24 protein-coding genes and 3 tRNA genes are annotated in these 26870 nt (G+C 35.3%); 11 read left to right on the plus strand and 16 right to left on the minus strand.

From position 1 onward, the window contains the following. Nucleotides 1–1300: 1300 nt before the first annotated feature. Both K8B81_RS17180 and K8B81_RS17185 read right to left on the minus strand, forming a co-directional pair. The gene (locus tag K8B81_RS17180) at nucleotides 1301–2395 is read right to left on the minus strand and encodes an NAD(P)/FAD-dependent oxidoreductase (RefSeq protein WP_223682783.1); all 1095 of its coding nucleotides are present in this window, start codon (nucleotides 2393–2395) and stop codon (nucleotides 1301–1303) included. Between the two features lie 2 nt (nucleotides 2396–2397). Beyond that, entirely contained in the window at nucleotides 2398–5616 is a 3219-nt protein-coding gene (locus K8B81_RS17185) for a LodA/GoxA family CTQ-dependent oxidase (protein WP_223682784.1), read from the minus strand. A 761-nt stretch (nucleotides 5617–6377) separates the two neighbouring features. On the opposite strand from K8B81_RS17185, the gene K8B81_RS17190 reads away from it, so the two are divergent. After that, nucleotides 6378–6641 carry a hypothetical protein gene (locus K8B81_RS17190; RefSeq protein WP_223682785.1) on the plus strand — a complete coding sequence of 88 codons (264 nt, stop codon included), beginning with the start codon at nucleotides 6378–6380 and terminating at the stop codon, nucleotides 6639–6641. Between the two features lie 23 nt (nucleotides 6642–6664). Beyond that, entirely contained in the window at nucleotides 6665–6838 is a 174-nt protein-coding gene (locus K8B81_RS17195; RefSeq protein WP_317196967.1) for a transposase, read from the plus strand. Nucleotides 6839–6940: 102 nt separating this feature from the next. Here K8B81_RS17195 and K8B81_RS17200 read toward each other — a convergent pair. From K8B81_RS17200 to K8B81_RS17210, 3 genes are all read right to left on the minus strand, one after another. Then, nucleotides 6941–7014: transfer RNA gene (locus K8B81_RS17200), tRNA-Arg, on the minus strand. A gap of 30 nt (nucleotides 7015–7044) precedes the next feature. Then, nucleotides 7045–7119: transfer RNA gene (locus tag K8B81_RS17205), tRNA-Pro, on the minus strand. Nucleotides 7120–7133: 14 nt separating this feature from the next. After that, nucleotides 7134–7217 (minus strand) — tRNA-Ser (locus K8B81_RS17210). Nucleotides 7218–7458: 241 nt separating this feature from the next. On the opposite strand from K8B81_RS17210, the gene K8B81_RS17215 reads away from it, so the two are divergent. From K8B81_RS17215 to K8B81_RS17225, 3 genes are all read left to right on the plus strand, one after another. After that, nucleotides 7459–8637 carry an acetyl-CoA C-acyltransferase gene (locus K8B81_RS17215; RefSeq protein ID WP_223682786.1) on the plus strand — a complete coding sequence of 393 codons (1179 nt, stop codon included), beginning with the start codon at nucleotides 7459–7461 and terminating at the stop codon, nucleotides 8635–8637. 66 nt (nucleotides 8638–8703) lie between these two features. Then, nucleotides 8704–9465, plus strand: a complete 762-nt coding sequence (locus K8B81_RS17220; RefSeq protein WP_223682787.1) for a C40 family peptidase — start codon at nucleotides 8704–8706, stop codon at nucleotides 9463–9465. 38 nt (nucleotides 9466–9503) lie between these two features. Next, the gene (locus K8B81_RS17225) at nucleotides 9504–10556 is read left to right on the plus strand and encodes an SMI1/KNR4 family protein (RefSeq protein ID WP_223682788.1); all 1053 of its coding nucleotides are present in this window, start codon (nucleotides 9504–9506) and stop codon (nucleotides 10554–10556) included. A gap of 88 nt (nucleotides 10557–10644) precedes the next feature. Here K8B81_RS17225 and K8B81_RS17230 read toward each other — a convergent pair whose 3' ends face one another. Beyond that, entirely contained in the window at nucleotides 10645–11490 is an 846-nt protein-coding gene (locus tag K8B81_RS17230) for an AraC family transcriptional regulator (RefSeq protein WP_223682789.1), read from the minus strand. Between the two features lie 113 nt (nucleotides 11491–11603). Between K8B81_RS17230 and K8B81_RS17235 the strand changes: the two genes are divergently transcribed. The 3 genes from K8B81_RS17235 to K8B81_RS17245 all read left to right on the plus strand — a co-directional run bounded on the left by K8B81_RS17235 (nucleotide 11604) and on the right by K8B81_RS17245 (nucleotide 13834). Next, complete coding sequence (locus K8B81_RS17235; protein WP_223682790.1) at nucleotides 11604–12590, plus strand: aldo/keto reductase; 987 nt, start codon at nucleotides 11604–11606, stop codon at nucleotides 12588–12590. Between the two features lie 357 nt (nucleotides 12591–12947). After that, on the plus strand, nucleotides 12948–13553 hold the full coding sequence (locus K8B81_RS17240) for an NAD(P)H-dependent oxidoreductase (protein WP_223682791.1): 606 nt from the start codon (nucleotides 12948–12950) through the stop codon (nucleotides 13551–13553). Nucleotides 13554–13555: 2 nt separating this feature from the next. Further along, nucleotides 13556–13834 (plus strand): putative quinol monooxygenase, encoded by a 279-nt coding sequence (locus tag K8B81_RS17245; protein WP_223682792.1) that lies wholly within the window; start codon nucleotides 13556–13558, stop codon nucleotides 13832–13834. A gap of 101 nt (nucleotides 13835–13935) precedes the next feature. On the opposite strand, the gene K8B81_RS17250 is transcribed toward K8B81_RS17245, so the two are convergent. Continuing rightward, the gene (locus tag K8B81_RS17250) at nucleotides 13936–14643 is read right to left on the minus strand and encodes a class I SAM-dependent methyltransferase (protein WP_223682793.1); all 708 of its coding nucleotides are present in this window, start codon (nucleotides 14641–14643) and stop codon (nucleotides 13936–13938) included. A gap of 149 nt (nucleotides 14644–14792) precedes the next feature. Here K8B81_RS17250 and K8B81_RS17255 point away from each other — a divergent pair, with 149 nt between their 5' ends. The 3 genes from K8B81_RS17255 (at nucleotide 14793) to K8B81_RS17265 (ending at nucleotide 18221) form a co-directional block, all read left to right on the plus strand. Next, nucleotides 14793–15671: a LysR family transcriptional regulator gene (locus tag K8B81_RS17255; RefSeq protein WP_223682794.1), complete on the plus strand. Its 879-nt coding sequence runs from the start codon at nucleotides 14793–14795 to the stop codon at nucleotides 15669–15671. Nucleotides 15672–15981: 310 nt separating this feature from the next. Further along, nucleotides 15982–17259, plus strand: coding sequence for a DUF2130 domain-containing protein (locus K8B81_RS17260; protein ID WP_223682795.1), 1278 nt, complete (start codon nucleotides 15982–15984; stop codon nucleotides 17257–17259). Nucleotides 17260–17621: 362 nt separating this feature from the next. Beyond that, nucleotides 17622–18221, plus strand: a complete 600-nt coding sequence (locus tag K8B81_RS17265; RefSeq protein ID WP_223682796.1) for a hypothetical protein — start codon at nucleotides 17622–17624, stop codon at nucleotides 18219–18221. A gap of 148 nt (nucleotides 18222–18369) precedes the next feature. Here the strand turns inward: K8B81_RS17265 and moaA are convergent, their stop codons facing one another. From moaA to K8B81_RS17310, 9 genes are all read right to left on the minus strand, one after another. Further along, entirely contained in the window at nucleotides 18370–19377 is a 1008-nt protein-coding gene (gene moaA, locus K8B81_RS17270) for a GTP 3',8-cyclase MoaA (protein ID WP_223682797.1), read from the minus strand. Next, nucleotides 19364–20278, minus strand: coding sequence for a bifunctional molybdenum cofactor biosynthesis protein MoaC/MoaB (moaCB, locus tag K8B81_RS17275; RefSeq protein WP_223682798.1), 915 nt, complete (start codon nucleotides 20276–20278; stop codon nucleotides 19364–19366). Before moaCB ends, moaA begins: the two co-directional genes overlap by 14 nt. A 1-nt stretch (nucleotide 20279) precedes the next feature. Then, entirely contained in the window at nucleotides 20280–20711 is a 432-nt protein-coding gene (locus K8B81_RS17280) for a molybdenum cofactor biosynthesis protein MoaE (RefSeq protein ID WP_223682799.1), read from the minus strand. Between the two features lie 243 nt (nucleotides 20712–20954). Next, nucleotides 20955–22031: a HesA/MoeB/ThiF family protein gene (moeB, locus tag K8B81_RS17285; RefSeq protein ID WP_223682800.1), complete on the minus strand. Its 1077-nt coding sequence runs from the start codon at nucleotides 22029–22031 to the stop codon at nucleotides 20955–20957. A 10-nt stretch (nucleotides 22032–22041) separates the two neighbouring features. Beyond that, complete coding sequence (locus tag K8B81_RS17290) at nucleotides 22042–22278, minus strand: MoaD/ThiS family protein (protein WP_223682801.1); 237 nt, start codon at nucleotides 22276–22278, stop codon at nucleotides 22042–22044. A 328-nt stretch (nucleotides 22279–22606) separates the two neighbouring features. Beyond that, nucleotides 22607–23395 carry a uroporphyrinogen-III C-methyltransferase gene (gene cobA / locus K8B81_RS17295; protein ID WP_223682802.1) on the minus strand — a complete coding sequence of 263 codons (789 nt, stop codon included), beginning with the start codon at nucleotides 23393–23395 and terminating at the stop codon, nucleotides 22607–22609. 6 nt (nucleotides 23396–23401) lie between these two features. Continuing rightward, nucleotides 23402–23974 (minus strand): molybdenum cofactor guanylyltransferase, encoded by a 573-nt coding sequence (locus K8B81_RS17300; protein ID WP_223682803.1) that lies wholly within the window; start codon nucleotides 23972–23974, stop codon nucleotides 23402–23404. Nucleotides 23975–24173: 199 nt separating this feature from the next. After that, nucleotides 24174–24920, minus strand: coding sequence for a sulfite exporter TauE/SafE family protein (locus tag K8B81_RS17305; RefSeq protein ID WP_223682804.1), 747 nt, complete (start codon nucleotides 24918–24920; stop codon nucleotides 24174–24176). 130 nt (nucleotides 24921–25050) lie between these two features. Continuing rightward, complete coding sequence (locus tag K8B81_RS17310; protein WP_223682805.1) at nucleotides 25051–26223, minus strand: molybdopterin molybdotransferase MoeA; 1173 nt, start codon at nucleotides 26221–26223, stop codon at nucleotides 25051–25053. Nucleotides 26224–26870: the final 647 nt, after the last annotated feature.

The raw sequence follows: 26870 nt of genomic DNA on the forward strand, positions 1-26870 counted from the left end.
TCCAGGCTAACTATTATTCGACGAATATCTATCGGTTCTTTTTCGAATCTCCCGATTCCATTACTCTTATTATTTTGTCTTGAAATCTCTTTCAAAACGGCTGTCAATTCAATATGTCTACGAACGTATCTTCTTTTCTTATTTCGCTTGTCTCTCAAAGCGGGTGCAAAAGTAATCTACTTATTTAGATTTACAAGCTTTTTTACAGAGTTTTTTCAACTTTTTTCAAAACTTTTTCCTAACACTCTGATAACGGTAAATTTAGATTAGAAATAAAAAATAAAAAAAATAAAACCTTTCTTACTTTTTGATTTTTTATTAATTCTACTCTATCGAAAAAAACTGATTTTATAGAATTGGCAACTGTTAGTATTTGATAAGTAAAATATCAAAAAACATTAATATAGAGAACTTTCTCAAAATATACATTAGTTATTCAATTTATACATTATACTTACAATCAAGCTCTTTACTCTATTTCGGAATCGTTACATAAAAAATAATTGGGCTTGGTATCTATTTCTGCCACAAAAACCAATGCGCTATTTTAGAAATATTTCACTATTTAAGTTTTGTAACAGATCATGACACATTATAATTTACAAAAGAAGTACCTTAGAAAATATAAGAGCTCTTAAATACAAGGCTCGAAGTACAGAAGTATTCGAACCATATAACCCGAAGTCTTGTAAATGGTGTATTTTAATTTTAGAAATCGACTTTGCTACAGTTTTGATCCCAAAAGACTGAATTAAAGGAATTAAAAAAAACACTCATTTTACTGGCTTTTGATTTGACCGTTATTGGAGAAAATTCGAATCTTTTATTACAAGATTTGAAAATATTAGCCGAATCTTTTTAAGATATTTATAATATGAAATTAATACAAAAAATTGTAGTTAACTACCAAAAATGTCTAAATATTGTAATAGGAAATTATTTTTCTGTTTCATAAGTCAAATAATTTGCTAGTAACCGGATGGTGTTTTACTTTTTTTTATCTAGTATTTCTGTATTTGCAAAAACAATAAAATTGTCTTTAGCTCGTGATACCTGTTCATCTATAATTAACATTTACTTTTTGATTCACCTAAAAGATTAGCTTTTTCATAAATTCATGTAAGTCATTGAGATATAAAGGCACATCTTTTAGAAGTATTTAAACGAAATAAATTATAATATTTTTGTTATGGAAACTGCTTATTTATATGTCAGAGTACTGACGAACAAAAAGCAAAAACTATTGATCAGTCAATTGATTTCTCTGTGCCAGAAAAAACAATTCAAACAAACGCAACCATCACAACCGTCTCTCCCAAAAAGCAGCAGTTTTCCACCTGGTTTCTGCTTGGTAAAAAATACTTTTATGTTTTAGGTAATATTGCCAAATGAACCCTGTTTGTTCAGTATGTGTTTTTCGAAGTGTTTCAGTAAAACCATACTGTAATAGTAAAGCTTGCAATTGCATGGCACTGGCCATTGCATTGTACATGCCCTGAGAAGATAATGGGTCAAAACTTAATGCTGCATCACCTAGAGCAGCCCATTGTTGCCCGGCTACTTGTTCTAATTTAGTCGAATTAGCAGCAACTGAACCTTTAAAAACAATAGCATTTTTATGTTCTTTTAGTAAAGATAAAATAACAGGATTTTCTTTTGCCAATTCTAAAAATGAGGCAGTCGTTTTAAGTTCGTTTTTAGCCACTAAATCAGCATCGGTATGAAAAGCCACTACTCGTTTGTCACTAGGAACAACAGCACTATACCACCAACCATTTTCACTGGCTGAAATAGTACTCATGGTATTGGTCCGGGTATTAGGTAAAGTAACCCAACAAGCAATCAATTTGTCTTCGACTTCCCGTTTAATGCCAAGACTTTTTGCAAAATGCGATTGGCGACCACTTGCATCAATAACAAAAGAGGCCGAAATCGTTGAAACAGATAAAGAGGTATCACTAGCTCTCAATTGCACCTCCCAACGAGAATTTTCATAAGAACTATTATACAGTTTGAAACCCCATAAACAATGAACTCCGCGGCTCTCTGCAACTCTTCTTAAATGGGTTTCAAAAACCTGTCGATCCAAATTTTTAACAAAACCATCTGGATTTCTTAAATCATCTACAAGATGTACCTGATTACTTCCCCAATAGGACTGCATACCAACGTTTTTTTGATACAAAGTGCCTAGTTGGTTTTCCAAACCATCTAACAAATCTAATTGTTTTAAAATACGTTGCGAAGCAGGAGCTAAAGATTCTCCAATACGCTCAATAGGTTCAGGAAGTTTATCGACTAATGTTACCTGATAGGTATCTATCAGAGAAATGGCAGCAATGCAACCTGCAATGCCGCCACCTATAATTAATATATCTGTTTTTTCTGTTGCCAAACCTAATATTTTTTTGGAATAAAACGCTGGAAACGTACCAACTGTTCAGGAACACCAACATCTTTTCTAGGTTGTCTGGAATGGGGAACAGTTCTTGTTTTAGTAAATTTATGTGCTTTAGAAGCTAATAAATCTACCAGTTTTTCAACTTCGTTTGTTAAAGCTTCATCCTGAACCAATTCGTCCTCAACCAATTTTAACAGTTGTTCGCGAGTACTTTCTGTTACAACTTGTTCAGTAAATAAACCTTCATTAGATAAATACCCTAAAGTAGTCTGTAGCAAGGATTCTTCCTTATTATTCAAATTCTTATTGTTATTTAAGATTTTTCTTAATCTGGCTTCTGTCTCTTTCAACAACAGTTGATTTTGTTCTTCATTAGGAACTACACCAATTTGCATTTCTGGTGGAAAATTAGCACTATCAGGGACACCTGGACGTGGCTGCACAATTGCTAGCTTGTCAAAATACTTCACCATTGCATTGATCTGATTGGTCTGTGTTGGTGCTTCGCCATCTAGAGGCAAATCATCCAGCCAAAAATAACGAAATGCAAAAGCTTCTCTACGGGTTTCTTCTGCTAAGTGTGTATCTAAAGTTTCTTTGTAACGCTCTTCACTCAAAATATTGTTCGGAACCCTTGCAGGCCAAAATGTTGGCAGATAAGGATCGTATGCAGTAGTATAACCATCTCTGCAGCTTGCTGTATCAGTCTGCCAGGGAATAGCCATCCATCTGGTTACACCACCTGGTACCTGACCTCCTAGTAAAGGACCAGCAGGCAAAGTCAGGACATCACTATTCATAGTAGATCCATAATAATGATAATCGGTTTTTGGTGTTTTTGGAGCATGTTTCAATCGAAAAGGAGCCATATACATACCAGAAGTTCGCATAGGCCAGGTCATTTCACAGCCCGGATGGAAAGCATCTGCCAAACAGAAATCCATAGCTGCTTTAGTTAGCATATCCGGTTGTTCAGCAATAGGATAGTCATCAATTTTTTTAACAGGCGGAACATAAGGACAACCTGTTTTGTCTACAAAATCAGCATCAAAATCACCTTTGACCCATTGATCTAAAAACTCCAGTTGCAAATGAGATAAAGTAGAATGCTGGCGGACAGAACCTGTGGTAGGAATGGCAACCGCATCACCATATAACCAGGGCCATAGCTGTGGAGCCTCAGCGCCAGACTGATCAAACCTACGGAAATTATTAGAAATAGTACGACGCATTTCTAAGTTGGCAGAAGAAGGGTCATTTAGTTTTTTTACCCATGCTACGCTGGTATAATTAAATTGTCCGCCCCATCCAAAAGCTGCTGCAAATCCTGCATTTACCCATTGCAAGTTGGTCATTCTTTCAAAAATAGGCAAGATGTCTTTACAGAAAGAGGGTCTTGCTGGTCTCACCAACATTCCCGATTCTACAGCAACACTACGCATTAAATCCCACATCGTACGAACCGATTTTTGCATAGGGGCATAATCCGGTGGAGCACAAATTACCCAGGCAGGATCTACATTAAGAACTACTCCATCATATTCTACTGTAGCAGTAACAGGCCCATCTGACATATCATCATACCAGCCTTCATTGTTGGCAAAGGTAATGGCTCTGTCGCCATTGATATTTTTCGATTTACCATGACCACCCAGCATTATTAAGCGTCCTTTTTCATCGGTATGCATTTCTCCTAGATAAACCTGTTTGCCCATGAACTTACCTGTGAACTTTTTTCCTTCAGTGACATTAGGTTTTGAAATACTTTCGCCACCACCGTCAATCAATAACTTGCTGCGGTCTTTTACATCAATATTTCTCAATAAAGAAGGTGGAACATTAGGATCGGTGGCATCCGGAATATCTAAGGCAATCTGGAACTGATACCAGGATGCTTTTTGATTGGCCAAATGCGAATGCCAGGTAATTTTAGCATTTTCCATAGTCAGCTCCTTAATCGCTTTTCCGGCAGCATTGAAACCATAAATGCGAAACTGTGCCGCCTGACGTTTGATGGCTCCTGTTTTGTCGCGATAAGCATACACATCATCTTTGGCTTCTGGCTCATCTACTAAAGGACCTATGAAATACTCTTCTTCACTATTTCCCACACGCATCACACCAATAGGGGGATAAATACCAGCTCTAACAATACAAGTACTATCCTCGTCTGTATTACCCCTAAAATGTGGATTTATAGCATTAGGTTCCTGTAGCTGCTGTCCATTGGCCTGATGTCTGGCTTCTGCACTAGCTGCATAAACTGTTTTACGAGCCTCTGCAATTGAACCTAAAGGTTTATGAGCTCCTAAAGTTCTCCAAATATTAAATGAAAGATTGCTTCCAAATTCAGACTGACCAATCGCTGTTATATCTTGTTGTGGTAAATGCAGCTTAGCAATACAGATGTACGGACTTTCCTCTGTACTCCAGACTACTTGTGCATCATTAAGAGGCATGGTTAAATCGTTAGTACGCAATTGGATTTCAAATCTGAAAGTAGCAGCCCCATTGCGTAAACGTTTTTCTAAATCCAGTCGTAAATAATTATCATTATCAAAAGGTGCTCCTTTATAAGTATCCTCCGGAACCAAACGGTATTTAACAATTTGATTTTCGCCTAGCTGAAAAGGTAAAATAGCCCAATAACCAGTACTTAACACACTTGCTTCTTCTTTCTGCATAGCTTGCAGAATACTAGCCAGTTCAGGATGTTTGTTAATATAAGTATCATAATCCCTGTCAATAACACCGGCAGTTGTAAACGTGCACATTTGCTGTGCATCACGAGCAAAAAAGCGATCAATATTCTGAAAAATGAAATCGGCAGTAGAACCTTCCCCAAAAAGCTTCGGTCCTTCTACACCAAACAATTTCAACCCGACTCCAATAGTGGAGTGCAAGTCAGGTGAAGTAGTGCCTGTATCACTGGAGAAACGAACAGCACAATCATAACGAGAGCTGGCAAAAATACCTATTTTGAATTTTTCAGGAATATCTTCATTGATTATAAATTGACCATAAGTAATCCCATGTTGTTTTCTAAAAACAGCACGCTCTGCTGGATTCTGCCCTTTTTCAATTCGTGTTTTTTGGCCCATTTCTACAAACATCTCTTTCAGTCGCTGTGTCACCATTTCAGTACTGCCGGTACTGTCCCAACATTTTACGTTGTTTGCTGTAGGTTTTTCAATGATTCGTTTTTTGTTGTCCATATTTTGTAATTATTGGTTAGTTACGATAGTTAGTAGAAATCTTATGATTTATCTTATACTTATGACAACCAAAATAGGGCAATCGTTAACCGCTATTAATAGTATATCCTTACAAATCCAAAACTTATCTTATAGTTGAGATGAGATAGTTTTATGTGTTTATTTATACTCCAAAATTTGAAAAATTATTCAGTAAAAAACATCTAAATGTCACAAGAGTGTTTTATTTAGGTACAGAACCTTTAAAAAGTTGATTTACGGTTTTGACTAATGTGGTTCATCCCTTTTGTATGTCCTTATTTGAAATTAGAAGCTGTTCTGTTAAGTTTCGAAAATGAACAATGGCTGAAGCAGCTCAAAAATTAAATTAACAAGCTATCTAATGCGGTAAAACTGTTGGTATATGCTAGGTGACTGAGATAATTGGAAATACAAATATGCTTCCGAACGGCAAAAATGGAAATGGTTAAAGAAGAATTAGAGTAATATTTATTTCCTCCTAAAACGCTTGCATTACAGTTGAACTTCAAAAACCAGGATATCAATTATATTCAAACACAGTACTTATTTATGTGTTCGTGTTAATTCTTTACGTCTCAGTAAAAAAGAATAAAATTAGACTAAAAAATGACAAAACAGAATATTGAATATGAGAAGTCAGAGACGTTCGTTTCAGCATTTTTTATAAGAACACTTAGGAAAACAGGCTTTACCAAACCGCGCCTAACTAAATTCCGTATATATTTATAAAACACAATATTATGAATACTAATTCACTACACCTGACTGCAAAAATTTACCGCTGTCTCACCGAAAATCAAGGACAGTCACTTCATTTTGAAGAACTTTGTGCCCTCATTTATCCTGCTGATCTGAAAGTAGGTGATGCTAATGATTTGCTTTCTGCCGAAATTGAGTACAAAACCAAGGTAATGAATTCATTAATCTTTCTTTCTCACATTAAACTGGTTATTTTAAACGAGCGTACAGACGAAAGCTTTCTTAACTTATCTAATAGAAACTAGCTGTATTTTGTAAAAGCAATACAATATCCCGAACAATACAGAATCATTTTCAAACGATATTGAATTATTTTGACAACAGAAGCACTAATGCTTCGGCAGAATCATTCAATGCAAAAATAAAAGCGTTCAGAATAAAATTCAGAGGGGGTAGAAATATAGAACTCTTTCTTTTTAGGCTAACAAATATTTATGCTTAATTTTTCAATCCCACAGGTTTTCGTATTGATCCCGTATTGATCCTTAAAAACTAAATAACGTAAAACAAAAAGAGGATAATCAGTTACGATTATCCTCTTTAGTGATCCCAGAAGGATTCGAACCTTCGACCTACGCATTAGAAGTGCGTTGCTCTATCCAGCTGAGCTATGGAACCATTTCTTTTTAAACTTATGGCAAAGTTTTGTCGGGGTGGCAGGATTCGAACCTGCGGCCTCCTGCTCCCAAAGCAGGCGCGATAACCGGGCTACGCTACACCCCGAGGCAAAATTTAAGCGGAGAGACAGGGACTCGAACCCTGGCGACGGTTACCCGTCGACAGATTAGCAATCTGCTCCATTACCGCTCTGGCACCTCTCCATGCTCAAGGAATTGTTTCCCTTTTTGCGGTTGCAAATGTAAGACAACATTCGATATCTCACAACTATTTTTGCGCTTTTTTCAATCTTTTTTTAATCTTTTTTTTAAAACACTTCACAATCAAACAAATAGAAATTAACAAAAAATTCATCTAAATTTAAAATCTGCCCTATTCCATACAAAATTTGAATTTGTTCAAATAAACAGTAAATTTGCTTTACTAACTAATATTAAACAGAACATGAACAAAAGAGTTGTTATCGTTTCTGCCGTTAGAACACCTATCGGAAGTTTCATGGGAGGTTTATCTACCGTACCCGCACCAAAATTAGGAGCTGCTGCCATAAAAGGGGCTCTCCAAAAAATTAATCTTGACCCAAAACTGGTAGATGAAGTTTTCATGGGTAATGTAATTCAGGCTGGCGTTGGGCAGGCTCCGGCTCGTCAGGCAGCATTATTTGCAGGTTTATCTGAAGAAGTTGCTGCTACAACCGTAAACAAAGTATGCGCCTCCGGAATGAAAGCTGTCATGTTCGCAGCTCAGGCAATTGCCTGTGGAGATGCTGAAGTTGTTGTTGCCGGCGGAATGGAAAGTATGAGTTTGATTCCGCATTATGTACAGATGCGTGCCGGAAACAAATTTGGCCCTGCTACCCTGCTGGATGGTATGCAGAAAGATGGTTTGACAGATGCTTACGATAACAACGCAATGGGAGTTTGCGCTGACTTATGTGCAACCGAATACAACATCAGCCGTGAAGAACAAGATGCTTTCGCAATTCAATCTTACGAAAGAAGTGCAAAAGCCTGGGATGCCGGAAAATTCGACAATGAAGTGGTTCCTGTTGAAGTCCCACAAAGACGTGGTGAACCGGTTATATTTTCAAAAGACGAAGAATATACTAATGTAAAATTAGATAAAATTCCATCTTTAAGTGCTGTTTTCACAAAGGACGGAACCGTAACTGCTGCAAATGCTTCAACAATTAACGATGGAGCTGCGGCTTTAATTTTAATGTCTGAAGAAAAAGCAAATGCATTAGGTTTAAAACCGCTTGCTTACATTAAAGGCTATGCAGATGCGGCACAGGAGCCAAAATGGTTTACCACAAGCCCTGCAAAAGCATTACCAAAAGCGTTGGATAAAGCCGGAATTTCAATCTCAGATGTTGATTATTTCGAATTAAACGAAGCATTTTCTGTTGTTGGTTTAGCAAATGCAAAAATTTTAAATCTCGATAGTAATAAAGTAAATGTTAACGGCGGAGCGGTTTCTTTAGGACATCCTCTTGGAGCTTCAGGCGCACGTATCATCGTTACACTACTAAACATTTTAGAACAAAACAATGCCAAAACCGGAGCTGCTGCAATATGCAACGGCGGCGGCGGCGCATCTGCCATTGTTATTGAGAGAGCCTAAATAAATATTCACATCAGGAGTTGTAAATTCAATAACTCCTGATTTTTAACTTATAAATTTCCTTAAATGTTCGGAATCTGCAATTTAGCCATAGTACCCGTTCGATCTGAAGCAAGTGACAGGAGTGAAATCGTTACACAACTTTTATTTGGAGAACATATCGAAATTTTAGAACGTAAAAATCAATGGGCACGAATCAGGATTCAGTTTGATGATTATGAAGGCTGGGTAGATTCTAAACAATATCAGGAAATTACCAAAGAGCAATTTAATCAATTAAGCAAAGAAGCCATTATCTTAAATGCCGATTTGATTGATTATATCACAGCACCGGATAATTTATTGCTTCCTATTCCGCTTGGCGCTTCATTATCGTTTTTGAATAACAGCGAAATCAACACTTCAAATTTTGATTTCGAAGGAACAAAAACAAGCGGCATAAAACCTAAAAGTGCTCTTATAAACACCGCGTTTATGTACCTAAATGCACCTTATCTTTGGGGTGGAAAAACGCCTTTTGGAATTGATTGTTCAGGCTTTACACAAATGGTTTACAAATTAAACGGCTATAAAATTCACCGTGATGCCTCTCAGCAGGCCCGTGATGGAGAACCTTTAAGCTTTATTGAAGAAAGTGAACCGGGAGACCTAGCCTTTTTTGATAATGAAGAAGGAAATATCATTCATGTCGGAATCATCATGGACAATAATTACATCATTCACGCAAGTGGGAAAGTCCGCATCGACCGTCTGGACCACCTCGGAATTTACAATCCTGAATTAAAGAAACATACGCACAACCTCAGAGTAATTAAGAAGATTATTTAAATTTCCATTTTTCGCGTAGCAACTTCTAAAAAAGCAAAATGACTAAAATTGAATTATCAAAAACAAGCTTTCAAATTAATGGTACAACCATCGAATTCCCAATTGACATTACAATTTTACAAGAAGCTTTAGGAAATTCCAGATACGTTAAAAAAAAATACAATCATATCTACACCTGGGACGATCAAGGAATAATGGCTTTTTCAAAAGAAGGAAACAAAGTAGAAAGTCTTGCGATTGAATTTAAAGTTAAAGAATATGATTATTGTGCAAAAAACATTTTTACAGGAGAATTTATTTTTGACGGAGAGGATTTGTTTCAATACTACAACAACAATAAGAACCAGCTTGTAAAACTTTTTAAAGGTGACAGAAGCGGTGCTTTTATCCTAAACGGAATTAGCGTTTGGTTTGATAAAGAAGACGGCAAAATCACAAGTTTAAGCATTTCTCCACGTGAGGAAGAAGAAAAAAAAGTTTCAGCTTCTGTTGATCCTGAATTCAAATTCTTTGAACCACTTTGGAAAGAATGGATTTCTGAAATCAATAAAATTGTTTCTGAAAACAATGATTATTACAATCTTGCAGAAGGAATTTCAGAAGAAGACATAAATAATCATTCGGTTATTGAAAATGAAATAAAAATTCCTCTTGCGCTAGTAAATTTCTACAAAGTACATAACGTTGATTATGATGCTGTAACTTCAACTTTTCAGATTTTAATCAATAATTGGCCTTACGAATTAATTCCTTTTCAAGACATTGCAGAAGAATGGAATTCGATTCAAGATTTACAATTCGACGAAGACGATTTACCGGAACAGGAAATTGATTTCGAAAAAATCAATACAGACAATTACGCCAATCCAAAATGGATTCCGTTTGCTACGGGAAGAAATGGCGATTATTTACTTTTTGACACCGATCCCGCTTCAAAAGGAAAATATGGACAAATCATCGAACTTCAAAACGAATCGTGGGAAAGAAATATCATTGCTGATTCATTAGAAGAGTTAATTCAAAATGAAATCAGTAATTTAAAAGCGGGTAAAACTGAACATTTTAGCTTTATAATAGAAAAAGAAAATTAATTTTTTCTCTCACAGATAACGCGGATTTATTTTTAAAAATCTGTTTAAATCTGCCAAAATCATTTAAAATCTGCGTGAAAGAAAAAAACTAAGCACTCAACCGAATTGTCTTTCTAAACTCTGAAGGACTATATCCTTTCTGCTTCCTAAAAAACTTATTAAAGTGGCTTTCATCCGTAAAACCAAACTCATACGCAATTTCATTAATACGCTTATCGCTGAACTGAAGTCGATGTTCAATCAGTTTCGTTTTGTAATTACTGATGTACTGTTGCATCGTTTCGCTGGCATGTTTCTTAAAATAACGCCCTAAATACGTATTCGAAATTCCGAAGTAATAGCTAATTGATTCGGCTTTAATCTTTTCCGGATAATAAATATTGTTCTGAATATATTGAAGAATATCCATCGCTTTAGCCTCAGTATCAATACTAACCTGCTCCGGAAGATATTTTGCAATATTTCTCGCTACAATTATAATCAGTGTATTGACTAATTGCTGAATCAATTCCTGATTGTAAATATCCTTATCCTCCTTTTCCCGGCAAATCGCTTCAATCATCACTTTAACCAGACATTTATCCGGATCATTTTTCAAAATGCAGCCCGGCTGATGGTTCGCATTTTGCAGAATATATTCCAAACGCTGAATACTTTCGTTCTGCAGACTTGAATTTTTCAAATAAATGTCATTGAATCTCAAAAAGAAAAATTTCGTTTGGGTTTCAATCGTGAAATTATGACAGTCTTCGGGCGTCAATAAAAACAAATGTCCCGGATCATACCTAAATATATTTTTGTTGATACATTGCGAACCTGTACCTTCCAAAATATAAACCAGTTCGAAAAAATTATGTCGATCACCTACATCCGGATATTCGTCCAGTGTTTCAAACGAAACCGTAAAAGGCTCATATAAATTTTCTTTTTTCATATAGAAATTATTTGAAGATGCAAATATACCCAAAAAAGGTAAAAATATACCAATTAATAATCAAAAAAACAGTATAATTTTGCTTTATCAATTTAAAACAAAAAATCACCATCATGGAATATAGAAAATTAGGCAACTCTGAACTTGAATTATCAACAATCACTTACGGTGCTTTTGCAATTGGCGGAACTATGTGGGCAGGAACAGATAAAAAAGATGCAATCGACTCTATTCACGCCTCAATCGATCACGGGGTTACCACAATCGACACTGCTCCTTTTTACGGATTTGGTTTAAGCGAAGAAATGATTGGCGAAGCTGTCAAAAGCCACGATCGCTCAAAAGTTCAGTTATTGACTAAATTCGGTTTAGTTTGGGACGGAAGCAACAACGGAAAAGGCGATTACTTTTTCGATGCCGATGACAACGGTAAAAAAGTGCCGATTTACAAATATTCATCCAAACAAAACGTAATCAAAGAGATCGAAGAAAGCTTGAAACGTCTTCAAACCGATTATATCGATTTACTCCAAATTCACTGGCCTGACATTACAACACCAATTTCTGAAACTATGGAAGCTGTTGAAACGCTAATTCAACAAGGAAAAATCAGAGCTTTCGGAGTAAGTAATTATAATGTTTCACAAATTCAGGAAGCACAAAAAACAGTTCAGGTAGTTTCTGATCAGGTTGCCTATAGCATGCTAAACCGCAAAATTGAAGAAGAACTAATTCCTTTCACCGTGGCAGAAAATATCGGAATCATTGCTTACAGTCCAATGGAAAGAGGCTTATTGACCGGAAAATACTTCTTAGATAGCAAATTAAAAGAAAACGACCACAGAAACGGTTATTTCGGAAAATTCGATTTACAGCAGGTAAAAACCTTAATCGAAGAATTGAGCTCTTTAGCACATTCAAAACATGTTTCAATTTCGCAATTGGTTTTACGCTGGACGACGTTACAAAAAGGAATTGCGGTTGTTTTAGCCGGAGCCAGAAATGCAGAACAAGCCATCTCTAACGCCAAAACAATGGATTTCGATTTATCCCCTTCAGAATTAGAGTTTATCAATCAGGCAATTGCTAAAATAAAATAATCTTTAAACATATAGAAACATAGAATTTCCTTGTAAACAAACATAGTCTGCTCAATCTTGTCATTCCGAGGAACGAGGAATCTTCGCGAGAAACTCTACAAAGATTAGCGACTCTCTATGCGGAGCTACTTACGGAGATTCCTCGTTCCTCGGAATGACAAACTTTGAGAACTTTATGCGAAAAACTAGTTTTTAAAACCTATGTTTCTATGTATTAAAAACAAATTCACAACAATTAAAATAATTTGGGTGTGTCCCTCCGGGTCGGGCTTTCGGCTATATCTTTTGCTCCATTTCATTCCACAAAAGGATATCGCCTCAATCCCTCACACATCAGTTTTCACAAAAACAATTAAAATGAAAAAGATATTTATAATCAACGGCGGACAGAAATTCGCACATTCAGGAGGACAATTCAATCAAACCGTTCAGGACTGGACAGTTGAATTCCTTTCCAAAAACAATAATTACGAAATAAAAACAACTCATATCGAAAACCAAATTGATCTTCAGGAAGAAGTAGAAAAATTCGTTTGGGCAGATTTAATTATCTATCACACACCGGTTTGGTGGTTTCAAATTCCAAACCTTTTCAAAAAATACATTGATGATGTTTTCACACACGGACATAACAACGGAATCTACAAAAGCGACGGAAGAAGCCGTGTAAATCCCGACATCAATTACGGAACCGGCGGACTTTTACACGGACGCAAATACATGCTTACCACCAGCTGGAATGCTCCCGCAATGGCTTTTACACTTCCGGGAGAATTTTTCGAAGAAACTTCTGTTGATGATGGCGTAATGTTTGGTTTTCACAAAATGAACAAATTCACAGGAATGGAAAAAGTAAACGGATTTCATTTTCATGATGTCGAAAAAGGCGCAACACCTGAAAATATTGTTATCTTTAAAGAAAATTACACCAATCATTTAAAAGAAATTTTTAAAACTTTATAATCATGATTTCAATTACTGCCATTTTCAAAGGTAAACCGGAACATAACGATCAAATACAAAAGATGATGCGCCATCTTGTTACTGAGACCAGAAAAGAAGCTGCCTGTGTCCGTTACGATTTACATACATCCGAAAATGTATTCATCATTTGGGAAGAATGGAAAGACCAGCCAGGACTTGACATACACAATTCACAACCCTATTTAGCCGATTTTATTTCTCAAATCAGGGATCTCGTTTCAGATCCGATACAGGTTTACAAAACGACCCAGATTTTATAAATATTATTCCTGCAAGGTTTCCAAAACCTTGTAGGTATGCTATAACCTTCTAAAAAATAGACCTACAAGGTTTTGGAAACCTTGCAGGTCAAAATAAAACTTTATTTTATCCCTCCAAAAGCCCCGAAACACATATTCTTATGTAAAATTTCGACTTTTGAGAAACCCACTTTTTTCATCAAATCCAATTGATAATTCATTGATCTTGGCGAATCTTCCTTCTCAATGTAATCCAACACTTTCTGGCGATACTCAGCCCCTCCTATTCCTTCCAAATATTCGCCATAACGCTGCCAGGTATATTCATTCAACAAATCTGTATCTTGCGTGATCAAGTCAGAAATCATCAAACATCCGCCTGGTTTCAATAATCTGAATAATTTAGCAAAAGTCGTTTCCCAATCGTTATCATCTCGTAAATGATGCAAAACAGCTCCTGCCAAAATAATATCAAAACTATTATCTTCTAAATCTATTTCGCGAATATCTCCTTGTTTAACTCGTACTTTTCCGTTTGTCACAGCCGAAACTCTTTCAAAAGCCCGATCCAGCATTGGCAAGCTCAAATCGACCAAAGTGCAGTTTAAATTCGACACTTTAGATAACATCATTAAAGTGTAATTTCCGGCACCACAACCTACATCCAAAACAGTTGCAGCATTTGGGACAATTCGTTTTGAAGCTTCGGTTATTAATTCCAACGAAATGGTAGCGTCGATTGTGGCAACCTGCCCTGTTTCTAAATTTGAGAATCGTTCGACATCATTGTCAAATCGTTCTTTGATTTCTTCGATAGTTGATTTTTTCATCTTTTAAGTTAAAGGTTATAAGTTAAACGTTAGAATTAGTTTTACGTTTTACATCTAACTTCTAACATTTAACATCAATCCAAAACTACCTCTTTCATAAATACTTTAAAAATACTATTTTTATCAATTAATAATACTTTAAAAGTATCATGGAATTACGTCACTTAAAATATTTTCTGGCTGTTGCCGAAGAACTAAACTTTACCAAAGCGGCAGAAAAACTCTTTATTTCTCAGCCACCATTAAGCCGGCAAATAGCCGAATTAGAAGAAGAACTTCAAGCAAAGCTTTTTATTCGAAATAACAAAAAAGTGGAATTGACCGAAGCTGGAAAATATTTTAAAGAAGAAGTAACCGCACTTTTTCAGAATCTGGAACGCATTGCTGTGAAAACAAAAAAAATTGCTGAGAACGTTTCAGGCGAATTCAGAATTGCTTACATCAGTTCGATTAATTCGTCTGTTATTTCCGATCTAATAAAACATCTGAAAGCACAATTCCCATATGTTAATTTCAAGCTTTTCGAAGTATCAACTACCAAACAAATCGACGCTTTAGAACAAGGAAAAATCGAGATGGGAATCATTCGGTCACCAATTCATTCACCCAAAATAAAATCGCATTTATGGTTTAAAGACGGCTTTTCATTGGTTTATAATAAAAACACTTTTCAGATAAAATCAGAAACCGAAATCTTAAAACTACAAGATGAAACGTTTGTTTTTTTCAATAAAGATTACGCACCGCATTATCATGAAGTTTTACTAGAACTTTGTGCTTTTTATGGCTTTACGCCGAAGATTATTCATGAAGCAAACAATATTAATTCAATTGTACAACTGGTCAAAAACGGATTGGGGATTTCGATTGTACCTTCTAACATTGCAAAAAACAATTCCGATTCGGAGATTGATTTCATTGAATTGAAAAAAGTAAATCTATTTACAAATGTTTCTTTAATAACCTCAAAAGATGATCTTTCTGAAATCACGCAGTCAGCTGTTAAGTTTTTATTGAAAAAAGGATAGTTCACAATAAAGTAACCATAAAGCTTGTCATTCTGAGGAACGAAGAATCCCCACAAGTAACTCGACAAAGATTGGATTCTCGCAATGGAGTTACTTGTGGAGATTTCTCCCTCCGGTCGAAATGACAAACCGTATAAATATCTGTCTAATCATATTAAATCTGCAAAATCTGCGTGAAACAAAAAAACTAATGAAAAATTCATGGCCATAATAAAAATTCGTTACAAATTAGTACAGAAATCCACACCATAAAAAGAGAACTTTTAAATACCTTAGCAAATTATAATTCCACTCAATAAAATCAATAAAAATGGCTGAACAATCTTCAATTCAGTGCCCAAACTGCGGAACTCCTATCGATGTAAATGATGTTTTAAAACACCAGCTGGAAGATAGTATCCGCAAAGAATTTCAACAAAAAGTTAATATTCAAAACCGTGAATTAGAGCTTAAAAACGAACAATTCGAAAAAGCAAAAGCCGAATTTGAAGCGAAAAAAAAGCAGGAAAACGAACTTTTTGCCGAGCGTCTGGAGCGCGAGAAAAAAGCAGCGGAAAAAGAAATTGGCGAAAAGCTAAAAACCAAGCTCGAAGAAGAAAACAAAGACCGTTTGTTATTGATGGAAAAAGAGCTCTCTGAAAAGTCTGAAAAAATCAGGGAATTAAATAAAATGGAAGGCGAAATTGCCAAATTACAGCGTGAAAAACTGGAAATGAAAGAAGCCATCCAGGCAGAAGCCGAAAAGCAATTGAATGCGCAACTGGCATTGGAACGCGAAAAAATCAGAAAACAGGAAGACGACAAAAACGAATTAAAATTCAAAGAACTTCAGAAACAACTGGAAGAACAAAAAAAGCTTACTGAAGAAATGAAACGCAAGCAGGAACAAGGTTCGATGCAATTGCAGGGTGAAGTAATGGAACTGGCAATCGAAGAATGGCTTGCCAACAACTTCCCTCTTGACAGTATTGACGAAGTTAAAAAAGGGGCAAACGGTGCCGACTGTCTTCAGATTGTAAATACTCGTGAACATCAAAACTGCGGTTCGATTTATTACGAAAGCAAAAGAACCAAAGCATTTCAGCCTTCCTGGATTGAGAAATTCAAAAATGATATCCGAACCAAAAGAGCCAATATTGGCGTTTTAGTTACCGAAGTAATGCCAGCCGGAATGGAACGAATGGGCATGCGTGACGGCATCTGGATTTGTACTTATGATGAATTTAAAGGCTTGAGCGCCGTTTTGCGTCAGTCAATCATTCAGGTGAGTCAGGCGGTTCAGGCACAGGAAAACAAAGGCGATAAAATGTCAATGCTATATGATTTCTTAACCAGCAATGAATTCCGTTTACAAGTGGAAGGAATTGTAGAAGGTTTTACCCAAATGCAAAGTGATCTGGATGCTGAAAAAAGAGCCATGCAGCGAATCTGGAAGCAGCGCGAAAAACAAATCGAAAAAGTAGTCCACAACACTTTAGGAATGTACGGTTCTATTCGCGGAATTGCAGGAAATGCAGTTCAGACCGTTCGGGCGCTGGAACTCGATTTTATTGAAGATGAAAACGATGATCCTAAGGAATTAGAATAGTTATCATTATAAATATCAGGAGCTTATTCCAGCTGTACGCTATATCTTTTATGGTTCCGATAGCCATCGGGACCATAAAAGGATGCCGCTCCCATCTGAGCTAGGGCAATCCTGCTATTAAGATATTTAGAAAATCTCAAAAATATTATCATAAATAGAACTCCATTTTCCATGTAGAATTGTTAAGAAATTTTGATTTTTATTTTTAGACAAAAACACAAACATTTCTTTTTCAAATCCTTACACTTATTTTTTCAGTAAAAACTTAACATTGGAAAACTTGTTTTATAATTATCTTTACTTAACTGTGAGTTAACAATTTACTTACATTATAAAGATAATCCTTATTTAATACCTGTATAATGATGGAAAACAAGACCGAAGAAACAAATCCTGAGAACATTGATTCTCCAAAAACTGAAAATATTCAGCCGGCTGCAGAAAAAGAAAATACACCGGAAATAAAAAAGCCTGTCCGCAGAGCTCCGGCTAAAACAACTACTGCTGCAAAACCAGCTACAACTGCAACAGTAAAAACGACAACAACAAAAACGCCGGTAAAACCTGCAGTAACTGCCAAACCAACAGCAATAAGAAAAGCACCTGCAAAAAATATAGTATCCACAACAGTACAACCGGAAGAAATAGCTGCGGAGACTATTACTAAATCAATTGAAGCTACAAACGAAGCTGCTGATACAGAAACTTCAAAAGATAAATCTGAAAAAAAGAAGAAAAAAGTGAAAGACAAAGAAAAAGACAAAGCCAAAAAGAAATTAGCAAAGAAAAAAGAGAAAGCTAAAAAAGACAAAAAGAAAGAAAAAGCTAAAAAAGCAAAATTAAAAGCTGCAGCTAAGAAAAAGGAAAAAGCTAAAAAAGCTAAGGAAAAAGCGAAAGCTAAAAAAATAGCAAAAAAGAAAGCAAAGTCTAAAAAGAAGGCAAAAGCTAAAAAGAAAAAATAATACAACAGAAAGGTTTAACTTTAATAAAAGTTGAACCTTTTTTTGTTCTTACGTTTGTCATTGCGAGGAACGAAGTAACCTCATAAGCATTGGTAAATATATTGTGGAAGCTTCTGAATGAGATTGCTTCGTTCCTCGCAATGACAAATTACCCTCCAATCGCAATCATACTGCGATTATCAAAATGCAGTTTCGGATTATCCATTTCAGAAATAGTCACCATTCCGGATCGTACTTTTTTCTTGCTTTTGACAGAAGCTGAAATCAATTCTGTGATCGATTCGCCATTTCTGAAAGCAGTCAGTAAATCAGTTTCGGAATTCGAGAAAAGACAGTTTTTTATTTTTCCGTTTGCTGTCAGGCGGATTCGGTTGCAGCTGTCACAAAACGGATTCGTAATCGAACTTATGATTCCGAAATCACCCTGAAAACCTTTGATTTTATAGGTTCTGGCGGTAAAATTTTTCTCATCCTCCAATTTCTGAATTTTATCAGAAGTAAAACAAGTTTTAACCTGTGATAAAATTTCACTTTGTGATACCATTTTGCTCCTGTCCCACTCGTTTCCGGCAAAAGGCATAAATTCAATAAAACGCACCGAAATAGGTAAAGACTCTGTTAAATTGATAAAATCTACTATTTCGTTATCATTAAAACCTTTCATCAAAACAACATTTACTTTGACCTGAAAATCATGGTTTAAAAGCAAATGCAGGTTATCAATCACTTTCTGAAATTGATTTCTGAGTGTGATCGAATGAAATTTTGAAGCAACCAGCGTATCCAAACTCAGATTGATTTTTTTGATCCCGGCCTGTTTTAAAACATCAATATGACGGTCAATTAAAATACCGTTTGTTGTAATCGAAAGGGAAACTTCTAAAGCCGATAATTTAGAAACAATTTCAGGAAAATCTTTTCTCAACAAAGGTTCTCCCCCCGTCAGTCTGATTTTATCAACACCATTTTCTGTGAAAGTCCGGGCAATTGCAAAAATCTCTTCGGCAGTCATTAAGCTGGCTTTTGGAGACAGTGCAATTCCGTCAGCAGGCATGCAGTATGTACAACGCAAATTGCATTTCTCTAACAACGAAATACGCAAATAATTGTGTTTTCGCCCAAAATCATCCGTTAAAATGGTTTTAGAGGGTGTCATGATTTTTTCCTTTTAAAATATGAAAAACGTGCATCACATGCGGAAAAACGGCATCCATGGATTCTCTTGCCCCGTTTGTTGATCCCGGCAAGGCCAAAACCAGGCTTTTCCCTAATGTTCCTGCAACTGTTCTGGATAACATCGCATACGGCATACGCTGCTGCCCGTAATCGCGAATGGCTTCTTCGATTCCCGGAATTCTGCTTTCTAATATTGGGGAAAGCGCTTCAGGCGTTACATCCCTTGGCGACAATCCGGTTCCGCCTGTAAAAATAACCAGCTGATTATCTTTGGTGAAAGCCTTTGTCTTTTCCTGAATAATTTCTAATTCATCCGGAATAATCTCGTAATGAGTCGTTTCAACGCCGTAAGAATCTAATTTTTCTACAATGATTTTTCCGGACCGGTCTTCTTTATCACCGGCAAAAATAGAGTCGGAACAAACAAAAACCGCTGCTTTTATGGCGTACGGAAATTTATTTTTGAAAGACGATTTTCCGCCTTCTTTATTAATTAATTTAATCGTTGAAATTTCGATTTCCTTATCAATCGGTTTCAGCATATCGTACATCGTAAGCGCTACGATTGAAGCACCATGCATCGCCTCTACCTCTACTCCGGTTTTATAAACGGTTTTTACATTGAAGATAATCTGAATCGTCAAGTCCTCAATTTTATATTCAACCGAAGTATATTCAATTGGCAGCGGATGACAATCCGGAATCGACAAATGCGTGTTTTTTACGGCAAACAATCCGGCCGTTTTTGCCATTTCCAATACATTTCCTTTCGGCACAAGATTATTGACTACCGCGTCAATTGTTTCCTGTTTGCTTACTTTGACAATTGCTGTGGCTGTTGCTTTTCTTAAGGTGTTTATTTTATGCGTAATGTCTACCATTTTAGGTGTTTTTTTTCCAGGTGAATGTATCGTTTTCAAACATTTCCTTGCCAAAAATCGGCACATCTGTTTTAATCCAGTTTACAATAGCTTCTGTAGCTTCATAAACTTGTTTTCGTCTTGTTGCCGAAACAAAAACAAACAGACAGATTTCGCCTGCCTTTACCACACCTAAACTGTGATAAATGTGCATGCAGGTCAAATCGAATTTAGCAAAAGCTTTTTCACGAATGGTATGCAGGGCTTCGTTTGCCATATCAGTGTAAGCCGAATAATCAATTGCCACAACCGTATTATCATGAATCACATCGGCGCGAACCTGGCCCAGAAAAATATTATGCGCCCCAATTGTATGTTTGGATTGATGTTTGGCAATCGACTCCGCAATAAACTGGGGAGAAATTGGTCCTTCTACAAATACATTTTTACTCATTGTTTTTATATTTTTTTTGCCAAAGTTTTTACAGATTAAAAGGATTTTGCAATGAATTACACAAATTTTCTGTCCTTATATTCTATAAAAAGAATCATCGCAATATTGTCATTTCGACGAAGGAGAAATCCCCGTAAGAAGCTCTACAAAGTTTGGCGAAATTCCAGACGGAGTTACTTGTGTAGATTCTTCGTTCCTCAGAATGACAAACTGTATGGACAATTATAATCCTTGACTATATTTTTATATTTTTATTTCTTTAATTAATAATTCTTTAATTGCCAAAGCCCCGCCAACAACACTTTTTACACCTTCAAATTCTTTTTTCTGAAGCAATTCAACAGCCATTTTACTTCTAATTCCGGATTGGCAGAAGACATAAATCGTTTGATTTGGATCTAGTTTTTCAATTTCATTTTCCAGATACATTAACGGAATCTGAATACTGTTTTTGAATGTTATTTTTGGAAGTTCGTCTGCATTTCGAACATCCAAAAACAAGACTTCTTCATTATCAATTTGATCTAAAACTGCTTCGGCTGAAATCTCTTCAATAAGATTTTCTTTGTGGGAATATTTTTCTTCAAAAATACTTCTGTCTATTAGAAAAGAATCACTTTTTTCAAAATCATATTTCTGCTGTTCATTATTCAGGATGTTATAAACCAATATCTTTCCACTTAAAATTTCTCCTGTTTCCAGAATCATTTTTATAACTTCATTGGCCTGGAGCATTCCGATAATTCCAACTGAGATTCCAATGACGCCCGCATCCGTACAATTTACAGATGAACTGTTTTCATCCGGATACAAACATCTGTAGGTTGGTCCATTTTGATAATTAAAAACCGAAACCTGTCCCTGAAACCTGAAAATTGATCCATAAACCATTGGTTTATTTGTAATCAAGCAGGCATCATTTATCAGGTATTTTATTTGAAGATTATCAGTTGCATCAACAATAATATCATATTTTTCGAATAAAGCAATGGCGTTTTTCCCTGAAAGTTTTTCAGCAACAGCGTTTACTTTAACGTCGGGATTTAATGCTGTCACCATGGATTTGGCTTCTTCAACCTTATATTTCCCGACAGATGAACTTTTGTAAATTACCTGACGCTGCAAATTTGAAAGTTCCACAACATCATCATCCACGATTCCGATTTCGCCTACTCCGGCTGCTGCCAGATAAGGCAATATTGCAGTACCAAGACCTCCTGCACCAATAATTAAAACTTTTGATTTTAATAATTTGTACTGACCTGTTTCTCCAATTTCGGGAAGGATTATTTGTCGGTTATAACGTGAAGATGCATTCATAAATTGTAAATTATCCTCCTGCAAAAGGAGGCAATAATGCAACAATATCGCTTGTTTTCAAAGCATAATCTGTTGTTTTTGAAACTATTTTCTGATTGACTGCAACACTGAATGACAACGATTCGAATTTGTATTTTTCTTCTAAATCCTGCAATAAATCCTGCAGGGAAATATTCGAAGAAATTACATTTTCGAAGGAACATTGTGTCTTTTCAGCTATAGCTCCAAAATATTTAACTTCAATCATTTATTATAAATTTAAACTATATCAAACCAATATGGATCGAGCCTAAGGCTCTTTGCCATTTCACATTTTATCATATGGACGAATTGAAATTCATTCCTACAAAATTATTCGAGCCTACAGCTCTTTTTTGAATTTAGTTCCAACCCCGATAAAACAAATATTTTGCAGCAACTATTCAGCCCTGCAAAATTATTCCGGGCTGCAACTTTTTTTTAAATATAGTCACAGCAGGACAATTTATTTTGTAGCAACGGAATTTATTCCGTTGTGTTAGTTTTGAAGCAATAATAAAGTTCCAGAGGAACGATTCATATATTCCGGACGTTTATTATAAATTTAAATTCTGAAATATAAATTCGTCTTCAAAGTGTTCCTGAAAATACGAGGTCAGTCTTGACGTATTTTTTACCACTTCTCCAATTACAATAATTGCCGGTGATGAAATGTTTTTTTCGGCGACTAATTTAGTAATTGAGCTAATGTTTCCTACTACTTTTTGTTCTGAATTTTTAGTTCCGTTTTGAATAATCGCAATCGGTAAATCATCAGTACGATTGGCTTTATAAATGTCAACAATTTCATTTAATTTATGCATCCCCATCAAAATAACCACTGTCGCAGCCGATTGGGATGCCAAATGTACATCTTTAGACAATTCATGACTGGAGGTTGTACCCGTAATTACCCAGAAACTCTCTGCTACTTTTCGTTGTGTAAGACTGATTCCTACTGAAGCCGGAACGCCCAATGCAGATGAAATCCCGGGAACGACAGCAGTTTCCAGACCAAATTTTTCAGAATATTCGATTTCTTCACTTCCACGTCCGAAAATAAACGGATCGCCTCCTTTTAAACGAACTACATGTCCGTAACGATTTGCCATCGAAACTATCAATTCATTAATCTGATCTTGTGTATAGGCGTGGCATCCCAAACGCTTACCCACAAAAACAATCTCTGCCTGCGTTGCATATTGCAACAATTCTTCATTGACAAGCGCATCATACAAAACTACGTCGGCATTTTCTAACGCTTTAATTGCTTTCAGCGTAATCAATTCAACATCTCCCGGGCCTGCGCCTACTACTGTTAACTTTGGTGTTCTTGAGTTTTGCATAATCTATTAACTTAAATTGATATTCAGGTTGTTTAATTCGTCTGCCGAATTAATATTTGTCAAAGGAAAGTTTTCGCTTTCTTCTATTTTTATAATCTGATGGGGCACTTTCGATAGAAAATCCATCATTTTCAGTTCATTGTTGTCGATTGCTTCTTTTATAACCGGAATTATTTTTTTCGAATAAATTCCGATTAAAGGATGTATCCTGCTTTCTGTCGCAAATATGGTAATCTGGGCTTCCTGATTGTGTTTTGAGATTAATTCAGCTAACAATTCTGAAGAAATCAATGGAATGTCACAGCTTAAAATCAGGTTAAATTCGGTTTCAGAATGCTCCAGTGCGGTATAAATTCCACCCAAAGGGCCTTTATCTTTAACAATATCAGCCGTTTTCTGATACGGCAGATAATCGTATTCTTTTGTATTTGTTATGAACTCAATAGCAGACGTAACGGGCAAAACAGCCTGAATTATATGTTCAATAAATGGTTTTCCCTGAAACAGAACCAATCCTTTTTCAGACTTCATTCGGGAACTTTTTCCTCCGCAAAGAATAAATGCTGTTAGTGTTTTCATGATTAATTAATTTGTTTTCAGGTTTAATTGAAATGAGAAAAATTTTACCGCAAAGAGCGCTAAGGTTTTATTTATTTAACTTTTAAGATTAAGTTCGCAAAGGTTCCAAAGCTTTGCGAACTTAACTATTTTCATAAACCGCTTTAATGACACCTTGCGTACTTTGCGGTAAAATTAAAAACTATACTTTGGCTACATCTCAAGGAAAAATCAATTTTATGCTTGCCATTAAAATCACGGTTCCTAAAACTATTTTTAAAGTTTTGTTCGAAAAATAACCGCTTCCGTAAAACCCGCCTAACATTCCGCCTATCACTGCAATCGGAACCAGATATAAACTTTCTATCGGAATAATTTTTCCTCCCAAAAGAAATCCTAGCATTCCGGCAACCGAGTTTACAAATATGAAAAGGCTTGAAATAGCAGCTGATTCTTTTACCGAAGCCCATCCCAGGAACAATAAAACCGGACTTAAGATAATGCCACCTCCTATGCCCAGCATTCCTGACAACAACCCAATTACAAATCCGATTGCCAATGCAAAAGGCAATTGAATTTGAACCGCTTCTTTTTCTTTAAAATTGAATATTCCGAACAGCCTCAAGGCTGCGAACACCAGAACGATTCCTAAAATAACTTTATAAATTGTATTGTCCAATGTGATAAATCCGCCAATAAAAGCTGCCGGGACAGAAGCTATCGCAAACGGATAAAAAAGTTTGGGTTTGAAATAATTCATTCTGTAATAAAACAAAAACGAAATACTCGAAACAAATAAATTAAGTAACAATGCCGAAGGTTTCATAATCGTCACCGGAAAAGCAAAAATGGTCATTAAAGCCAAATAACCCGAAGCTCCGCCATGTCCTACACTTGAGTACAAAAACGCAATCACGATTAATGCGAAGCTGAAGAGGATAATATTTTCGGAAGTAAGTAAATTCATTTTTTTGTTTCAGGTTTTATTTGTTTCACGTTCATGCTATATGTTTATTTTTACACACTGCATCTTAAAACAAAAATTCTTTATTCTTTATTCTTTATTCTTTATTCTTTATTCTTTATTCTTTATAAATCTAATCAATCGGCAGTAAAGTCACAAATTGTTCTTTTTCAATCATTTCTACATCATTTGGTACAATTAACAAACAATTTGCTGTAGCAAAAGTATTAAGCATTGCTGAGCTCTGACCCTCTAAAACCGCTACATGGGTTTCATCATACAAGGCTTTTAAGAACAATGTTTTTCCGGAAGTATTTTTAATATCCGTATTTAATTTTCGGATAACTTTCGGTAAATGAATATCTGAAAATCCCATTCGGTTTCGGATTGCCGGATATACATATACATAAAAATTAGTCAGTGATGAAGCCGGATTTCCAGGTAAAGCAAAAACTAAAGCTTCTTTTTTAGAACCAAAAAACATTGGTTTGCCTGGTTTTTGATTGATTTTATAAAAATGTTCCTTCACTTCATTTTTAAGTAGTGCTTCTTTTACAAAATCATAATCCCCAACTGAAATTCCGCCTGAAATTAAAACCACATCATATTTTTCAAGTATATCTTTCAAAGCTTTCTTAGTCGTTTTAAGATTGTCTTTAACATTAAAAACCTTTGTTTTATTTATACCAATCGTTTGAAGCGCTGCCTGTAGCATTAGTGAATTACTTTCGTAAATTTTTCCTTTTGGCAATTTTTTTCCCGGCTTTACCAATTCATTTCCAGTAACTAAAATAGCTACTTTCGGCTTTTTGTAAACCGTAATTTCAGTAATTCCTAAACAAGCCAAAAAACCAATTGCGGCTGGTGTAATTAAAGTATTGGCTTCAAAAACAACTTCTTCTTTATTAATCTGTTCTCCTTTTGCACGAACATTTGCCAATTTCTCAGGCATTTTAGCAATCAAAATCGAATTTTCATTTGCCATAACGTGCTCCTGCATCACAACTGTATCCGCATCATCCGGAACAAAAGCTCCGGTAAAAATCCTTACAGCTTCATTTTCTTTCAGTTTTATATTAGAATGATCACCGGCTTGTGAACTGCTTACCACATCGTATTGATGTTTTCTGCTGTGAATGAAAGCATAACCATCCATTGCTGACTGGCGAAACGGCGGCATTGCAATTGGCGAATAAACCGTCTCCGCTAAAACATATCCAAGTGCTTTTCTCACTGCTATTTTTTGCAATGGCATTTTCGAACTGTTTTCAGCTACAATCGTTAAGGCTTCATTTACTTGTATCATTTTAAAAAATATAAAACTAAGTAAAAATACTTATTACAAATATAAGTATTTTTTACTAGTATGATTAAAAAATTTAATTTATTTTTCAATCTATAAAATTACTCTAATTTATTTAAAATCACGGCTTAAAATTGAATGTTGTTTTGGGCTAAAATTCTTCAATTTTAGATTCAAACAGATTTTTTTAAGACTTACCTAATTTTTTTACAATTCAAATAATAATAAAAATGAATAAATCGAGTATAAAATACTGCATTTCATTACTAAATAAATTTTATTTTTTAACATTTGTTTGACTTCACAAAAACAATAATAACTTAATAATCAAAACATTAAATCCTTTGATTAATGTGAAATTTATTTATTCAATTTATTATTAAAAAAAATGCAGCAAATTTTTGGATATTATTATATTAAATTTAACTTTGTCTATAGGATTAATAGAGTTTAAAACTTATTTAAAACCATAAACAACTGCATTTTGAAAACAACCGAAAGCATATCGTATTTTATTCCTTCTAAAAAAAATACTTATAACACGTCTTGTTGTTGTATGTGCTTCTGTTGTTAATTGTCAAAAACAATTCTTGTTTATTCAATTTCCAACTTTAATTGAAATAAGCAATCTTTATAAAATTCAAAAAATT

The organism is Flavobacterium hibisci, assembly GCF_020026925.1.
GTDB lineage: Bacteria > Bacteroidota > Bacteroidia > Flavobacteriales > Flavobacteriaceae > Flavobacterium > Flavobacterium hibisci.

Bases quoted from the DNA above. Each gene is read 5' to 3' on its own strand.
- K8B81_RS17185 (WP_223682784.1), bottom strand. From the start codon at position 5,616: ATGGACAACAAAAAACGAATCATTGAAAAACCTACAGCAAACAACGTA.
- K8B81_RS17190 (WP_223682785.1), top strand. From the start codon at position 6,378: ATGAATACTAATTCACTACACCTGACTGCAAAAATTTACCGCTGTCTC.
- K8B81_RS17215 (WP_223682786.1), top strand. From the start codon at position 7,459: ATGAACAAAAGAGTTGTTATCGTTTCTGCCGTTAGAACACCTATCGGA.
- K8B81_RS17220 (WP_223682787.1), top strand. From the start codon at position 8,704: ATGTTCGGAATCTGCAATTTAGCCATAGTACCCGTTCGATCTGAAGCA.
- K8B81_RS17225 (WP_223682788.1), top strand. From the start codon at position 9,504: ATGACTAAAATTGAATTATCAAAAACAAGCTTTCAAATTAATGGTACA.
- K8B81_RS17230 (WP_223682789.1), bottom strand. From the start codon at position 11,490: ATGAAAAAAGAAAATTTATATGAGCCTTTTACGGTTTCGTTTGAAACA.
- K8B81_RS17235 (WP_223682790.1), top strand. From the start codon at position 11,604: ATGGAATATAGAAAATTAGGCAACTCTGAACTTGAATTATCAACAATC.
- K8B81_RS17240 (WP_223682791.1), top strand. From the start codon at position 12,948: ATGAAAAAGATATTTATAATCAACGGCGGACAGAAATTCGCACATTCA.
- K8B81_RS17245 (WP_223682792.1), top strand. From the start codon at position 13,556: ATGATTTCAATTACTGCCATTTTCAAAGGTAAACCGGAACATAACGAT.
- K8B81_RS17250 (WP_223682793.1), bottom strand. From the start codon at position 14,643: ATGAAAAAATCAACTATCGAAGAAATCAAAGAACGATTTGACAATGAT.
- K8B81_RS17255 (WP_223682794.1), top strand. From the start codon at position 14,793: ATGGAATTACGTCACTTAAAATATTTTCTGGCTGTTGCCGAAGAACTA.
- K8B81_RS17260 (WP_223682795.1), top strand. From the start codon at position 15,982: ATGGCTGAACAATCTTCAATTCAGTGCCCAAACTGCGGAACTCCTATC.
- K8B81_RS17265 (WP_223682796.1), top strand. From the start codon at position 17,622: ATGATGGAAAACAAGACCGAAGAAACAAATCCTGAGAACATTGATTCT.
- moaA (WP_223682797.1), bottom strand. From the start codon at position 19,377: ATGACACCCTCTAAAACCATTTTAACGGATGATTTTGGGCGAAAACAC.
- moaCB (WP_223682798.1), bottom strand. From the start codon at position 20,278: ATGGTAGACATTACGCATAAAATAAACACCTTAAGAAAAGCAACAGCC.
- K8B81_RS17280 (WP_223682799.1), bottom strand. From the start codon at position 20,711: ATGAGTAAAAATGTATTTGTAGAAGGACCAATTTCTCCCCAGTTTATT.
- moeB (WP_223682800.1), bottom strand. From the start codon at position 22,031: ATGAATGCATCTTCACGTTATAACCGACAAATAATCCTTCCCGAAATT.
- K8B81_RS17290 (WP_223682801.1), bottom strand. From the start codon at position 22,278: ATGATTGAAGTTAAATATTTTGGAGCTATAGCTGAAAAGACACAATGT.
- cobA (WP_223682802.1), bottom strand. From the start codon at position 23,395: ATGCAAAACTCAAGAACACCAAAGTTAACAGTAGTAGGCGCAGGCCCG.
- K8B81_RS17300 (WP_223682803.1), bottom strand. From the start codon at position 23,974: ATGAAAACACTAACAGCATTTATTCTTTGCGGAGGAAAAAGTTCCCGA.
- K8B81_RS17305 (WP_223682804.1), bottom strand. From the start codon at position 24,920: ATGAATTTACTTACTTCCGAAAATATTATCCTCTTCAGCTTCGCATTA.
- K8B81_RS17310 (WP_223682805.1), bottom strand. From the start codon at position 26,223: ATGATACAAGTAAATGAAGCCTTAACGATTGTAGCTGAAAACAGTTCG.